Annotated in this window: 11 protein-coding genes; 9 read left to right on the top strand and 2 right to left on the bottom strand. The window is 41.3% G+C overall.

Annotation, left to right across the window (positions count from 1 at the left end):
* Nucleotides 1-4: 4 nt before the first annotated feature.
* Both PLL47_RS00275 and PLL47_RS00270 read right to left on the bottom strand, forming a co-directional pair.
* Nucleotides 5-1,900 (bottom strand): methyl-accepting chemotaxis protein, encoded by a 1,896-nt coding sequence (locus PLL47_RS00275; protein WP_324443487.1) that lies wholly within the window; start codon nucleotides 1,898-1,900, stop codon nucleotides 5-7.
* Between the two features lie 469 nt (nucleotides 1,901-2,369).
* Nucleotides 2,370-4,370 carry a methyl-accepting chemotaxis protein gene (locus PLL47_RS00270; RefSeq protein WP_324443485.1) on the bottom strand — a complete coding sequence of 667 codons (2,001 nt, stop codon included), beginning with the start codon at nucleotides 4,368-4,370 and terminating at the stop codon, nucleotides 2,370-2,372.
* A 620-nt stretch (nucleotides 4,371-4,990) separates the two neighbouring features.
* Here PLL47_RS00270 and PLL47_RS00265 point away from each other — a divergent pair.
* From PLL47_RS00265 to PLL47_RS00225, 9 genes are all read left to right on the top strand, one after another.
* On the top strand, nucleotides 4,991-5,359 hold the full coding sequence (locus PLL47_RS00265) for a DsrE family protein (protein WP_324443483.1): 369 nt from the start codon (nucleotides 4,991-4,993) through the stop codon (nucleotides 5,357-5,359).
* 521 nt (nucleotides 5,360-5,880) lie between these two features.
* Nucleotides 5,881-7,137 carry a hydroxymethylglutaryl-CoA reductase (NADPH) gene (gene hmgA / locus PLL47_RS00260; protein WP_324443481.1) on the top strand — a complete coding sequence of 419 codons (1,257 nt, stop codon included), beginning with the start codon at nucleotides 5,881-5,883 and terminating at the stop codon, nucleotides 7,135-7,137.
* A gap of 1,070 nt (nucleotides 7,138-8,207) precedes the next feature.
* Nucleotides 8,208-9,947 carry a 2-oxoacid:acceptor oxidoreductase subunit alpha gene (locus tag PLL47_RS00255; protein ID WP_324443479.1) on the top strand — a complete coding sequence of 580 codons (1,740 nt, stop codon included), beginning with the start codon at nucleotides 8,208-8,210 and terminating at the stop codon, nucleotides 9,945-9,947.
* Nucleotides 9,934-10,785: a 2-oxoacid:ferredoxin oxidoreductase subunit beta gene (locus PLL47_RS00250; protein ID WP_324443477.1), complete on the top strand. Its 852-nt coding sequence runs from the start codon at nucleotides 9,934-9,936 to the stop codon at nucleotides 10,783-10,785. Before PLL47_RS00255 ends, PLL47_RS00250 begins: the two co-directional genes overlap by 14 nt.
* Nucleotides 10,786-11,156: 371 nt before the next feature.
* Nucleotides 11,157-11,744: a flagellin gene (locus tag PLL47_RS00245; protein ID WP_324443475.1), complete on the top strand. Its 588-nt coding sequence runs from the start codon at nucleotides 11,157-11,159 to the stop codon at nucleotides 11,742-11,744.
* Between the two features lie 79 nt (nucleotides 11,745-11,823).
* Complete coding sequence (locus tag PLL47_RS00240; RefSeq protein ID WP_324443473.1) at nucleotides 11,824-12,606, top strand: hypothetical protein; 783 nt, start codon at nucleotides 11,824-11,826, stop codon at nucleotides 12,604-12,606.
* A gap of 213 nt (nucleotides 12,607-12,819) precedes the next feature.
* A complete protein-coding gene (locus tag PLL47_RS00235; protein ID WP_324443471.1) occupies nucleotides 12,820-13,314 on the top strand; it encodes an archaellin family protein in 495 nt (164 codons plus the stop codon).
* Nucleotides 13,311-13,826, top strand: coding sequence for an archaellin family protein (locus tag PLL47_RS00230; RefSeq protein WP_324443469.1), 516 nt, complete (start codon nucleotides 13,311-13,313; stop codon nucleotides 13,824-13,826). The genes PLL47_RS00235 and PLL47_RS00230 overlap by 4 nt, the downstream gene beginning before the upstream one ends.
* A 112-nt stretch (nucleotides 13,827-13,938) precedes the next feature.
* Nucleotides 13,939-14,727 (top strand): PRK06067 family protein, encoded by a 789-nt coding sequence (locus PLL47_RS00225; protein ID WP_324443467.1) that lies wholly within the window; start codon nucleotides 13,939-13,941, stop codon nucleotides 14,725-14,727.
* Nucleotides 14,728-14,744: the final 17 nt, after the last annotated feature.

Raw genomic sequence — 14,744 nt, 5'->3', positions numbered from 1 at the left:
ATATTCAGTACATCTTTGAACTTTTCTTTCTGTCAAAATTTTGTGGTTTTGCAGAAGAGAGCTGACTGTTCTTCGATTCCTCAGATACTTTGAAGTTCTCCATGAGAGCGTCAACTGTTTTCTGGGCAAGCCCGCTGACATTCTTTACCGAACTGCTTACCTGCTGCATGGCAGCAGTCTGTTCTTCGATTGCAGCCGAGGTTTCTTCGCTGCTTGCAGCATTTTCTTCGGCTGTGGATGCGGTCTCACTTATGCTTTTCTCGATATTTTCAATTTTGTTGAGCCCTTCATCTGAAAGCCTGTCAAGTTCGGCAAGCATGGAGTTTATAGTGGCAACTGCATCGGCAATTTCATGGCTCATATTCAGAGCCTGTTTAATGTTCTTGCTTCCGGTTTTAGCCTGACCGTCAGCAACATTAATAGCTTCAGTCACTTTTTTCGTCTCTTTCTGGACGTTTGTGACAATTTCATTAATTTCATCAGTGCTCTTTCTCGAATCGGCAGCAAGTTTTCTAACCTCATCGGCAACAACAGCAAATCCTCTGCCGTATTCACCGGCTCTTGCAGCTTCAATGGCTGCATTCAATGCAAGAAGGTTTGTCTGGTCAGCAATGGATTTGATTTTTCCGGTGACAGACCCTATGTTGTTGACAGCATCATCCAGAGAGTGGACGATATCTCCAAGTTTGGAGATTTCTGCAACGACCTGTTCCACATCCTCCAGTGCCTGGTTGCTTATTGCCTGGGCTTCATCGCTCTTTTTACCTGCCTGCGAAGCATAGCTGGAGGATTTGGTGGAAGAGTCGCTGAGCTTTTTAAAGATCTCCTGAGAAGCTTTTATGTCAGAAGCTGCTGTGCCGGCATGCCTTGAAAGGTTCTCCGAACCGGTTGCAATCTGCTCTGCAGCCGTTGAGATCTGCTGCATGCCGGCATTCATCTGCCCGACAGCCTCTTCGGACTGGCGGGCTTCTTCCAGCGTGGTAAGCATATCTTCAAGGATGTTACCAATAACAGATTTCAAATTGAGAACAAGACTGTTGAATTCGTCAAAGGTCCTGCCAAAATCGTCATCTTTAATCTTATCAAGATGAGCTTCAAGGTCCCCTTCACTTAGTCTCCTGATACCTTCTCCAAGATTCTTCAGGCAACTGTTAGTATATTCTAAAAGGTCCTGAATTTCTTTTTCCTTGTCTTTCATCTCGGTCATATCAGTTATGATCGTGAGATTTCCGACAGTTGCCCCAGAATCATCTTTTATTGGGACGGAAGAGGTTACTGTCTGCAGAGGTTTATCCAGTGCCTTAAGTTTAAGTGCCCTCTCAAGGTTGTAAACCCCTTTTCCAGTTTCCAGAACTGTTTCAGCAAGTGATTTTTTTCCATTGCTTTCCACTAGATCAGAAGGTGACAGACCTGTTGCTTCACCTGCACTTCTAAACTTACATACTTTCGCAAAATAGTCATTGATGTACTTTATTTTAGCAGAAGAATCTACATAAAGTGCAAGTGATGGTTTGGGTATGCTGCTTACAATTGCCCTCTGGGACTCTTCTCTACGTTTTATTTGCGCAGTTATATCCAGAAAAATTCCGTCAATATAAGCAAGTTTTCCGGTTTCATCATTCACCAGATGGCCCTGTTCCTGAATGAATACCGTACTGCCATCTGCTTTTTTGATCCTATATTCTACCTGGTAAGCAGTTCCGTTTGTCTTAGCCTTCTTTATACTCCTGTCAATTAATGGAACATCCTCTGGATAAACAATTTCAAACCATGACAACTTATGGGAAAGAAAATCCGCCCTGGAATAGCCGGTTAATTCTAACACATTCTCACTAATGTAGCGGATCGACCATGCTGAATCGTTCAATGTCCTGAAAATAGTTACTGGAATGCTATCCATTAAGGATCCAATATTTGTTGTTTTTAAACCCCCCTCATCAACTAATTTTTTTGATGAGTTGTTTTGCTTCGCCCTTCTGAAATCAGTTACTATGGAAGTCACGTGCAATCAATCCCCTGATCATATATATAATAACTATGATTATAATTGTAGGAAGTATTTAAATGTATAGGTAAAAAAGAAACTTTCCACCCAGCTGTCATCCCCCAATACAGAATAATTAATCTATAACATACTGGCGATGAAAAATAGAGCCTGGTTAGTGGCAAAAACATAGAGAGGTATATATAAGGAGAATTTTCAGAGCATAATCGCCCATTACTAAAAAAATACGAATATGACTGGAAAACAAAATTGTTCTGGGACAGTTAAATGAACCATTAACTATGTTATATATATCAACAGGGCTAATAGAAAAAATTGCTTTATTCCATTAGCCCTGAATTCTAAAAATTACGAATTAAGTGCCTTATCGTTTTCCTTTTTTCTCAAAACCCCTGCGGTTTTGCAGAAGAGATTTCGATTCCTCAGATACTTTAAAATTATCCATGAGAGCATCAACTGTTTTCTGGGCAAGCCCGCTGACATTCTTTACCGAACTGCTTACCTGCTGCATGGCAGCAGTCTGTTCTTCGATTGCAGCCGAGGTTTCTTCGCTGCTTGCAGCATTTTCTTCGGCTGTGGATGCGGTCTCACTTATGCTTTTCTCGATATTTTCAATTTTGTTGAGCCCTTCATCTGAAAGCCTGTCAAGTTCGGCAAGCATGGAGTTTATAGTGGCAACTGCATCGGCAATTTCATGGCTCATATTCAGAGCCTGTTTAATGTTCTTGCTTCCGGTTTTAGCCTGACCGTCAGCAACATTAATAGCTTCAGTCACTTTTTTCGTCTCTTTCTGGACGTTTGTGACAATTTCATTAATTTCATCAGTGCTCTTTCTCGAATCGGCAGCAAGTTTTCTAACCTCATCGGCAACAACAGCAAATCCTCTGCCGTATTCACCGGCTCTTGCAGCTTCAATGGCTGCATTCAATGCAAGAAGGTTTGTCTGGTCAGCAATGGATTTGATTTTTCCGGTGACAGACCCTATGTTGTTGACAGCATCATCCAGAGAGTGGACGATATCTCCAAGTTTGGAGATTTCTGCAACGACCTGTTCCACATCCTCCAGTGCCTGGTTGCTTATTGCCTGGGCTTCATCGCTCTTTTTACCTGCCTGCGAAGCATAGCTGGAGGATTTGGTGGAAGAGTCGCTGAGCTTTTTAAAGATCTCCTGAGAAGCTTTTATGTCAGAAGCTGCTGTGCCGGCATGCCTTGAAAGGTTCTCCGAACCGGTTGCAATCTGCTCTGCAGCCGTTGAGATCTGCTGCATGCCGGCATTCATCTGCCCGACAGCCTCTTCGGACTGGCGGGCTTCTTCCAGCGTGGTAAGCATATCTTCAAGGATGTTACCAATAACAGATTTCAAATTGAGAACAAGACTGTTGAATTCGTCAAAGGTCCTGCCAAAATCGTCATCTTTAATCTTATCAAGATGAGCTTCAAGGTCCCCTTCACTTAGTCTCCTGATACCTTCTCCAAGATTCTTCAGGCAACTGTTAGTATATTCTAAAAGTTCCTGAATTTCTTTTTCCTTGTCTTTCATCTCGGTCATATCAGTGAGGACAGTGAGACTGCCGATAACTGTACCAGTCTCATCTTTTATCGGAGTGGCAGAACAGATTACATATAAAGCTCTGTCAGCACCCCTGAGTTTAATAGTCCCTTCAACATTGAAGACACCTGCACCGGTTTCCAGTACTTCTTCAGCAAGCGATTTGGTCTTTCCATTACCGTGTACTAAAGTACTGCTTTCTACGATGTCAGAAGGAGATTTTCCAACGAGATCATTTACACTTTTAAGGTTGCAGATTTCTGCGAAGTAATCGTTAAGAAACTTTATTTTCTTTGATGAATCTACAAAATATGCAAAAGAAGGCTTGGGTATGCTGCTAACAATTGCTCTCTGAGACTCATCCCGCAGGATTATCTGTTGAGTTAAGTCCAGAAATACTCCGTCAAAATAAGCTACGTTTCCTTTGTCATCTTTCACTGCATGAGCCTGCTCCTGAATGGATATGACATTACCATCTGCTCTTTTAATCCTGTATTCAATCTGATATGGAGTTTTGCTCTTAGTCGCCTTCTGTATAGCCTTATCGACTTTCGAAGCATCTTCAGAATAAATAATATCAGCCCAGGATACCTTTTGAGAAAGGAAATCATCCTTGGAATAACCTGTTAGTTCTTCAACATTATTACTTACGTAAATCATACTGAAGGAAGAATCATTTGCGACTCTGAAAGTAGTGACAGGAAGGTTATCTATTAACCAGCTTATTTCCTGCGCTTCCTTATCCGATTCTTCAGTAGTTTTTTTTTGAACATATTTTTGTTTTGGACGTTCTAAATCATAATCAAGTGATACCATAGACAAATAATCTCCCAATAAATTATATATTAACTTTATTTATAATTGAATAAAGTATATAAGGTTATAGGTAAAAACATTACAAAAAAATACTTTTCCCGCTATCCTGGTAAATCCGTAAATTATTCAGGTGAAAAATTTCAATTTTCTAAGTTCCCATCATCGAAAACTGTAATACGGACTTGGGGAAAAATATCCAAAAAATGAAGAACAACTTAAAGAAAAAGTATTATGATTGATCTATTTTTAGAACCAATTACCAATTTCATACTCAAAAGTACCGACTATATAAAGTATAGATTATAGGTCTGCATCATACGTGATTACATCAGTCAAATAGAATTTCAGAACCTGGCACTATAGAGAACCTTTTTACTTTATAAATTCTTAGATCTAGAAGGATTCAGACAATTTTCTGAGAAAAAAGTTAATGGTGATTCCCGGACCCCAGTAAAATTAGCTAAATTAGGTATATGTACAGGTTTCAAAGGTTTCCAGGGGATTTAGCAAATTTATATAAATAGAGTGAAAAAATGGATATATCCTCGATTTCAATGTGAAACTTTATATACATCCAGGTAATCTGTTTCAGAAAAGTATTATTCAGACCTGGGGTTCTTATGACAAAAGTCGAAAAGGTACTACTGTTACTCAAAAACATGGTGTACGAAAGCACCAGCCCGCAGGAAACTCTCAAGTTTGCTAAATATTACAGGAGTAAAGGCCTCCATGTTCTGGTAATTCTATGGGGACCGATGGGAGTCTTACTTGCAAAGAAAGATAAAACGAGAGGATCGCCCAAATACGACGACGCTGTTCAGGAATGCATCGATATGGGAGTAGAGTTCCGGTGCTGTCAGCTTGCCTCAGACATGATCGGCCTTAAGAAAGAGGAGTTGATCCCAGGAATTGAATTTATTTGCTCAACAGATGTAGCTGAACTCTTTTTAACATACCAAGAGGAAAACCAGCTGATAATTAATTTCTGAGCCTGACAGCTATTACAGGCTAACTTTAAAGGATATTTAAAGCTATTTTCAAATCTCTTTTAAAATAATTACATAAAAGTTATCACATTATAATTATTTTTTTAAGTATTTTCTGCAGTACTTCAAAAATAACATAAGATACTATTTGGAATTCGCTGCTATTCTCAACATCTCTTTTAGAATCAGTTCAGGATTGAAAACCTGATTAAACATTGAAGGTGGATCTGCCAGAATTAAACAGACTGGAAAAATGTTTTTAAGCAATAATATAAAAACTGCTACAAAAAAATAAGAGTCATTATAGATTCCAATAATATTCCTCTGAACTATGCCAGATAGTGTAAAAAACTGTTTTAGAGGAATGAATTATATGTTAATATGCAGATATTCAGATAAAGGGAATATGATCTTAATTCAAGGAGCCATGTTCGACGAGTAATACATTCGAATTTGCATTCTTTGCTGCAGCACCACAAGACTTTAATTTTTAGTAAGAAGTAAAAAGACCAGTTGGTGATATCATGTTTTTAGAAGGTTATGAACTTACTGAGGAAGAAAAACTTCTTTTGCAAAAAGTTCTCGATGGAGATATAGCATTTCGTAAGATTGAAGAGTTTGCAGACCCATTGACAGCCGTAAAAATCCGAAGACTTGCTATTCAGGAGTATGCAAAACTTGAATTCGAGCATATACAGAATTTCTCTTTAGACGTAGAAACCGTAACAAAGAGAAATATTGAAAACATGATAGGAGCAGTCCAGATACCTCTGGGAGTTGCCGGGCTTCTGAAGGTAAATGGAGAATATGCTAATGCTGAATATTATATCCCTCTGGCTACAACGGAAGGAGCTCTTGTTGCCAGTGTAAACCGCGGCTGCTCGGTAATTACCAGGTCAGGCGGGGCAAACGTAAGAGTTTTTGAAGATGAGATGACCAGAGCTCCGGTCTTTAAGCTGGAGAGCCTTGATAGAGCTAAAAAGTTTTATAATTGGGTGAAGAGCCCTGAAATTTTCGAGCAGATGAAACAGGTTGCCGAAAAGACGACCAGATTTGGGAAACTTCTCTCAGTAAAGCCCTTTGTTACCGGAACATATGTCTACCTCAGGTTTTCCTATGATACAAAAGACGCAATGGGCATGAATATGGTGACCATAGCCACGGATGCGGTAATGCACCTTATAGAAGATGAGTTTGGTGCACACCCTGTCACCCTTTCAGGAAATATGTGCACAGACAAAAAACCTGCGTCCATAAGCACTATTCTTGGCAGAGGAAAAACTGTAGTTGCCGAGGTAACCATTCCTCAGGAGATAGTAAAAGAAACTCTCAAATGTACGCCGGAGTCGATGTTTGAAGTAAATTACAGCAAAAACCTGCTTGGTTCGGCAAGGGCAGGAGCCATGGGATTCAATGCCCATGCTGCAAATATCATCGCTGCTATCTATCTCGCCTGCGGACAGGATGCGGCGCATGTTGTTGAAGGCAGCACAGCAATTACGAGTATGGAGCTCACAAAATACGACGAGATCCACTGTTCTGTCACACTTCCAGCCCTTCCTGTAGGTACCGTAGGTGGAGGTACCGGCCTTGGAACGCAGAGGGATTGCCTGAATATCCTTGGAGTTGCAGGAGCAGGAGATATTCCCGGAATAAACTCGCGAAAATTTGCAGAAATTGTAGCCTCTGCAGTCCTTGCAGGAGAGATTTCCCTTATAGGGGCACAGGCTGCCGGACACCTGGCACGCGCTCATGCACAGCTCGGACGCGGGAAGTTCTGAAACCATAGAAGTACAGGAAAATTATTCAGGGTCAACCGGCGAATAAAGACGCAACCTGACTCAGGACTAAAAAACAAGAAAATCCCTTCCTCATAAAGAAAGAGGGAAGGGTATTCCACTTTTCTTTTCGACTTACAGCTTCAGTGGACAGGATAAATTCTGAAGTGATTCAGGTTAATTCTGAAGTGATTCAGGTTAATTCTGAAGTGATTAGGTTAATTCTGAAGTGATTAGGTTAATTCTGTTATTCATATTACATATTAGAAAGCAGGCAGCCAGTAGATCCAGGTTACGCCTAAGTATTTCAATTATCATTTTTAAAAGAGATTTGAGGTTTATACTCAGGATAATATTAAATTTTGATTCAAATTAGAAATGCTTATCACAATGTGAACTTCTAAATAGTAATGGAGGCAGGCATGAGTAATCCTGTTGATGTTCTGGCCTGTGCGATTACGTCACTGATTTGTTTTTTTATATTATACTCTGTACTTCAGATGGATATACTTATACTGGGGATTGTTTTGATCGGCTGTATTCTTTTTGGGACGATACTTAATTTATTTTAAGAAAAATTCGTAAAGACTTATTATACTGATGGGAAGACTTTGTTCTTAGAAACCTGTTTAGTTCCAGATAAGCAAAATAGTATCGGATAACCCGATTCAAAAGGTATCTGGTTATGTTCCCGATTTCGTCACCTTCTTTTTTGTATTTATGTGAGCTTATTGATGGTCAATTTAATGTCAGATTTTATATTTCATATTTCATCCAGTTTCCATACAGGGTTCGTGAGCAAGATTATTTAAGGCTTAATAATAATACTCTTTAGATAAGGGGATAAAAGCCTGAAAAAGGCAGGGGAGAACAGGAAAAGAAAGAATAAAGGAAATAAGAAGAGTTTCTGTTTTACTGTATTTTTGAGAGAGGTTGTGAGATCTATTTTTACACTCCCATAATTCTCATAGAATCTTAAAATTATATTTAAGAAACATAAGAGAGTATCTTAAGAGAGGGCAAACAAAGTAATTATGGGAATTACCTGAGAGATCAGAAAACATAAAGGAAGGTTGGAGGTTAAGTTTCTGGACTACACACTCAGAGTAGGTGGAGAAGCAGGACAGGGGCTGCAAACAATAGGAGGAGCCCTTGCAAAAATCTTTTCCAGAAAAGGATATCACGTATTCACGCACCAGGACTACATGTCAAGGATACGCGGCGGGCATAATTATTATCAGATACGCTTTTCTGACCGGCAGGTTATGGCTTCAAAAGAAGCAGTTGATATTCTTCTGGCTCTTGATCGGAATACAATCGAAATCCACAAAAACAGTGTCAAAGACGGGGGGTTTATACTTTACGACTCAGAGAGCATAAAAAAGAAATTTGAAGGTCCTCAGTTTATAGATATCCCTTTTAGAAAAATAGCGCTTGACATAGGAAAGAACAGCGTCATGGCAAATACCGTAGCAACAGGGGCAGTTCTGGGGCTGCTTGATCTGGGGCTTGATGTCCTGAATGGTATTTTAAGAATGACTTTCGAAGAAAAAGGGGAAGAAATAACTGAGAAAAACATAGCCTGTGCAGAAGCAGGGTATAACTACGCCCATTCAAACTGCACTCGCTGTGAAGCCTTTGGAATTCCTGAACCGGAATCCAGAAAGCTCCTGCTCATAGACGGGGTCCGTGCAATAGGAATGGGAGCCCTTATGTCAGGCTGCATGTTCTATTCGGCATACCCCATGTCTCCTTCAACGGGGATTCTGAATTATCTGGCCTCGAGGGCAGAAGAATACGGGCTGGTAATTGAACAGGCTGAGGATGAAATATCAGCAGTCAACATGGCAATAGGAGCCTCTTTTGCAGGCGTTAGATCCATGACAGGAACTTCGGGAGGAGGGTTCTCCCTCATGGAAGAAGGCCTTTCCCTTGCAGGAATGACTGAAACTCCACTCGTGGTCGCAGAAATGCAGCGCCCAGGACCTGCAACGGGTTTGCCCACACGCACCGAGCAGGGAGACCTGCTTTTTGTCCTGCATGCAGGGCATGGAGAATTTCCAAGGGTGATCTTTGAGCCGGGAACCCCTGAACAGGCTTTTTACCTTACAAATAAGGCATTCGAACTTGCAGAGAAGTACCAGATCCCTGTTTTTATTCTATCTGATCAATATCTTGGGGAGTCGGAATGGACCTTTGAAAACTTTGACCTCAAGCGCCTTATATACAATGATTACCGGATAAGGGAAAAAGACCTGGAAGGGGCAGAAGGGTATAAACGCTACAGATACACGGATACGGGAATCTCTCCTCTTGCAATCCCCGGAGAAGCTGGAAAACACATCGTTGTGGCAGACAGCGATGAACATGACGAAGAAGGGCACATCATAGAAGACGCTGAAACACGCATAAAGATGGTTCAGAAAAGGCTGCTGAAAAAACTGCCTCAAATAAAAAAGGAAATCGAAACTCCATTGCTCTATGGGGACTCCTCTCCGGAAATAGTGCTTGTAGGGCATGGCTCTACTTACGGTGTGATGAAAGAGATAGTTGACATCTATTCGAAGGACAGAAAAATCGCAATGATGCACTTCAGTCAGATATATCCGTTTCCCGAACTGGACAGGTTCGATTACATAAAACTCTTTAAAAATGCTAATCTTGTTATCTCTATTGAGAATAACGCCAGCGGGCAGTTTGCAAAGCTCATGCGGACTGAAACAGGCTTTGAATTCACGCACCAGATCTTAAAATACGATGGAAGACCGTTTACAATTGAAAACCTGAAGGAGGAAATAGATGCCTTCCTTTGAAGACTACGAAGGTCAGGTCCCTGCCTGGTGCCCGGGATGCGGGAACTTCCAGATCCTCTCAACAATCAAACAGGCACTTGCCGAACTCGGCATAGAACCCTGGGAAGTTCTTGTAGTTTCGGGGATAGGACAGGCAGGAAAACTGCCCCACTATATAAAGTGCCATACATTTAACGGGCTGCATGGAAGGACTCTCCCTGTTGCCACGGCTGCAAAGCTTGCAAACCATTCCCTGCACGTCATTGCAGTTGCCGGGGACGGAGACTGTTATGCAGAAGGCGGAAACCACTTCCTTCATGCGATCCGCAGGAACCCGAATATCAGCCTTTTTGTTCATAATAACCAGATATACGGGCTGACCAAAGGACAGGCATCTCCCACGTCAGCTAAAAGGACGTATACACAGGCTCAACCTTTCGGATACCTTTCACATCCGTTTAATCCTCTTTCTCTGGCAATCTCTCAGGACTGCAGTTTCGTAGCCAGGGGTTTTGCAGGAGACCAGGAGCATCTGAAAGAGCTTATGAAGGCTGCAATAACACACAGGGGCTTTTCCCTGCTTGACATTCTTCAGCCCTGTGTTACCTTTAATAAGGTAAATACTTTCAAATGGTACCGGGACAGGATTTACAGACTTGAGGACGACTATGACCCTTACAACCGGATAAAAGCGTTCGAAAGATCTCTTGAATGGGGAGATAAAATTCCCAGTGGCATATTTTACAAAAAGGATAAGGAAACACTGGAAGAAATGGTGCCGACAATTAGCGAAATGCCTCTTGTAAGGAAAAAGTTTTCAGTCGAAGCCTTAAAGCACGAAATTGAGAGCTTTTATTGAAATCTTCACTTACATCCTATTTTTTTATTCAAACATATTGCCAGAACTGGTCCAAAATTCTAAGTTTTCCCGGAAATCTCGCCTGAAGATATCTGGAGTTATAAATAACTTCAAAAATTTAAATAAATACTAATATAATAACTTTATAATTTTTTGGTAAAAGTTAATAAATCAGGAGAGATGAATATCTGTTGTAAAATTATAAACATGTATATAGGGGGTCAGTTAACTGGAACCATGAGTATCAGCTCCTGAGTATATCTCCTATAGTAAATCACAATTAAAAAATAATAATATCGGGTGCTGGGGAATGGGGCCTTTTGACTTTTCTATATACCTTCATTCAAAAGAAATGATGGAGTGAAAACAGAATGAAAGGGATTTTTAGTATATTTAGAAAAGACGATAAAGCCTTTACAGGGCTTGAATCCGCAATAGTGCTGACCGCTTTCGTAGTGGTGGCAGCAGTTTTCTCTTATGTAGTGCTCGGGGCTGGTTTTACAACCTCAGATACCGCCAAGAAGACAATTGACGAGGGTGTCAAACAGACTACCTCTTCAGTTGAAATTGCTGGAGATGTAATCGCAAAAGGGACTGCTAGTACCTCGGTAGATTACCTAATTGTTACACTTCAACTCACAGCAGGACAATCCCCGGTGGACATAGGGGCCAACAATGCTTCAGGACTTATGGTTGTATCCTACACTGACAACGCTACCTATAATCCGCGCGTAGATTGGTCACAAAGCTTCATCGGAGCCAGCGACGGAGACAATGTGCTGGAACAGCACGAAAAAGTGGAACTCAACATCACTGTCCCAGCCGGCGCAATGCTGAAGACCCCTGCAACTGCGGTAAACAAAGAGTTCAAGATTGAGATAAAACCGAGTGTCGGTGCAATAGTGCCTATCACCAGAGTTACACCTCCCCAGATTGACGCTGTAATGAACCTGAAGTAACCCCAGATTTTAGGGGATACTTCCCCTCTTTTATGGGTATAAAAACGGAAAGTTTTATTTTCGTATTCAGGTGGTCAGTATGGAACTGGATAAAAGAGTAAACGAGATAGAAACCGAACTTAAAATAGTGAAAGGGGAGATCAAAGAATTACTTGTGGACATAAGAGATCTGGTGAACAAGAATGAAAATCCTTTCTGCAGCATCCCTTACCCTGAAGCATTAAAGAATTCGGTACCGGCTAAAGAGGAGAATACAGATAACAGGCCAGCTATAGCCGGAAATGGAGAAGCGGAATGCAAAAATTCTGCAAAAGTTTCGGAACTCACATATCAAATTGAAAAAAATGAAGAAGATTCCATGAGACTATGCGTACTGGACCAGAAAACTTCTGTGCAGAATTCTCAGAAACAGGAAATACACGGACCTGAAAATTTCCGAAAAATCGATACATTCATGCTTGTAGAACTTATGCGCTGGGTGGATTATGCTGTAAGAACAGTAGGCCACAACAACCTCAAAGAACTGCTGAACCTCTATACTCTTACCGGACAGCTCCCGGAAGAGACGAAAAGAATTATTGAAAATATCGCAAACCTCTCAATTGAAGAGCCTGCGGAAGAAGATAAGGTCAGCATGAAGGATAACATCACAGTGCTTTCGCAGCTGAGTGCCGTCCTGAACCCTGAAAGCTTTAAGAATGCCCAGCCGCGTTATGAAACCTCTCCAGGCCGGAAAGATAGAAAAAAAGAGAAGAAAATAGGGAGTGTCTCAGTTGAATTTGATACTCCGAAGAGTCTGGAGGATAAACTTACTGCTGCCAGAAAACCTGATCTGAGCAGTACATTTGAGGGGCTAAGCTGAAGTAGATCAATATCACTTTCATAAATCAGGATCTTATAACTGGAGAAATTATCATGTTTATCGGCATCATTTGACATTGTTCCATTTGATACAACTTAAAATCATATATTAGCCAGTTTGGCAAATTAGCCAGTCTGGCAAAACGGTTAATCTGAAATCAAGATCATCATTTCCTGCCTGAAAAGCGGAAAAAATAAAGCGGGGAGTCGAAAATTGAGTGGGGAATCGATAAGCTCTGCAATTCTGACAATAGCATCCGTCATATGTGCATTCGGGTTTGTTTCAGCTGTGTATCCCTCGGTCATCTCTGCCGGAGACCCGATAATGAGCCGTACGGACTCTATGGGAGACCAGATCATGACAGATATAGAAATTCTGCATGAAGCAACAGGGGCTGAAGGCACTGAAATTTACATATGGGTAAAGAATGTGGGATGCAAGGAAATACCTTCAGGCGTAATTTCCGGGTCCGACCTCTTTTTCGGAGAAGCCGGGAACTTTGAGCGCATCCCTTATGATAAAAACGAAACTCTGGTCCCGGGCTGGAATTACCTGATTGAACAGGATGGGGACGATAACTGGGATAAAGGGGAGACTCTGCGTATAAAAATAAAACCTGCAGATTTGCCTGCAACCGGAGATAAATACTTTATCAAATTCAGTACATACAACGGGGTTTCTGAAGAGGCCTATTTCACGGTGTCATGATGGGGTTCGGGTCAATAATTGCAGCAATGATTTCGGTTGCAACCATCCTTCTTGCCTCGTATGTCTGCTCAAAAGGAGGGTTCTACATGGCAAACGGGCTCTCGAATTCGGTTATTGAAATGCAGGAAAACAGAAATGACATTCTAAAAACCGAAATAGAGGTAGAGATTAAAGATGTCTCCACAGATGGAACAGATTTCGTGATATCCCTGCAGAATACGGGCTCGACAAAAATCGGGGATTTCAATTACATGGATATAATAGTTAACTATCAAAATGAATCTGGCGCCACGAAAACTGTCTGGATCCCCTATCAGGAAGGCAAAGACCTTTCCGAAAACAGATGGACAAAAAAGAGTATTGTGCCGGACAGGATAAATCCAGGAATTTTTGACCCCGGAGAGGAAATGGAACTGCAGATCTGGCTGGATACCTCAGATGGAAACTCCAGCGTAAACTGGGTTCTGGTAGCTGCCCCAAACGGGGTAAAAGCTTCACGTTATTTCAATTAATCATCTTTCAATTTCAGAGGATAATTTTCAGGGGGTCTCAGGTAATAATTCTGAAAAACCACCTGAGAAGAGAATCAGGGATTATAAGAAGCCCGAAGAAGGGGGGAGAGAAATGGAAGGGAATAAAGGTGAGGGTGTACTGCTGGAAAAAGAATCTTTTTATGAAGAAGTATTAAGCGACCTGAAAGAGGAAGAGAAAGAGCTGATGGAGTTTATATCCTCCGGAAACCTGGAAATAGACAGGAAACTGGAAGGAGGTATTCCTGCAGGTTCGCTCTGTCTTCTCGAAGGCGCAAACGATAGTGGGAAGTCTATTTTTCTGCAGCAGATAATATGGGGAGCCCTTAACCAGGATAAAACAGTGCTTGTTATAACAACCGAAAAGACCTCCAAGGAAGTCCTGAACCAGATGGAGAGCTTAAAACGCGGGATTTCGGATTATTTCATAATAGGAAGATCAAAGATATTCGAAATTAATGCGAGCTATGTTGAAGAAAACCCGCATTTGAGTGAGAGCCTGCTGCAGGTACTTCTTGAATGCATACAGAGATGTAAAGAAGAACTGATCCTCATAGATTCCCTGACAATCTTTGCAGTTAACGCCTCGGAAAATGCGGTGTTAAACTTCTTTACTGAATGTGTAAAACTGTGCGACAGGGGAAAAACCATTCTCATTAGCGTGCACGGGTACGCGTTTTCTCAGGCAGTACTCTACAGGCTGAGGTCAGTTTGCAGTGACTGCCTTGAACTCAGGATAGAGCAGGTTGGGGACCAGTGGGTAAAAACTATGGAAATCCAGAAACTGAGGGGTGCCAGAAAAACTACGGGAAATCTGCTGAGTTTTGATGTGGACAGTGAATTCGGGCTGAAAATAATTCCTGTTTCAAAGATTAAAGCCTGAAAAAATGAAAAAGTATC

The organism is Methanosarcina sp. (genome assembly GCF_035390745.1).
In the GTDB taxonomy this organism is placed as follows: Archaea; Halobacteriota; Methanosarcinia; order Methanosarcinales; family Methanosarcinaceae; genus Methanosarcina.
The sequence above is the reverse complement of the archived record's forward strand: the minus strand, read 5'-3'. Positions and strand labels throughout refer to the sequence as shown.

Bases quoted from the DNA above. Each gene is read 5' to 3' on its own strand.
- PLL47_RS00225 (WP_324443467.1), top strand. From the start codon at position 13,939: ATGGAAGGGAATAAAGGTGAGGGTGTACTGCTGGAAAAAGAATCTTTT.
- PLL47_RS00270 (WP_324443485.1), bottom strand. From the start codon at position 4,370: ATGGTATCACTTGATTATGATTTAGAACGTCCAAAACAAAAATATGTT.
- PLL47_RS00245 (WP_324443475.1), top strand. From the start codon at position 11,157: ATGAAAGGGATTTTTAGTATATTTAGAAAAGACGATAAAGCCTTTACA.
- PLL47_RS00230 (WP_324443469.1), top strand. From the start codon at position 13,311: ATGATGGGGTTCGGGTCAATAATTGCAGCAATGATTTCGGTTGCAACC.
- hmgA (WP_324443481.1), top strand. From the start codon at position 5,881: ATGTTTTTAGAAGGTTATGAACTTACTGAGGAAGAAAAACTTCTTTTG.
- PLL47_RS00265 (WP_324443483.1), top strand. From the start codon at position 4,991: ATGACAAAAGTCGAAAAGGTACTACTGTTACTCAAAAACATGGTGTAC.
- PLL47_RS00240 (WP_324443473.1), top strand. From the start codon at position 11,824: ATGGAACTGGATAAAAGAGTAAACGAGATAGAAACCGAACTTAAAATA.
- PLL47_RS00275 (WP_324443487.1), bottom strand. From the start codon at position 1,900: ATGGATAGCATTCCAGTAACTATTTTCAGGACATTGAACGATTCAGCA.
- PLL47_RS00250 (WP_324443477.1), top strand. From the start codon at position 9,934: ATGCCTTCCTTTGAAGACTACGAAGGTCAGGTCCCTGCCTGGTGCCCG.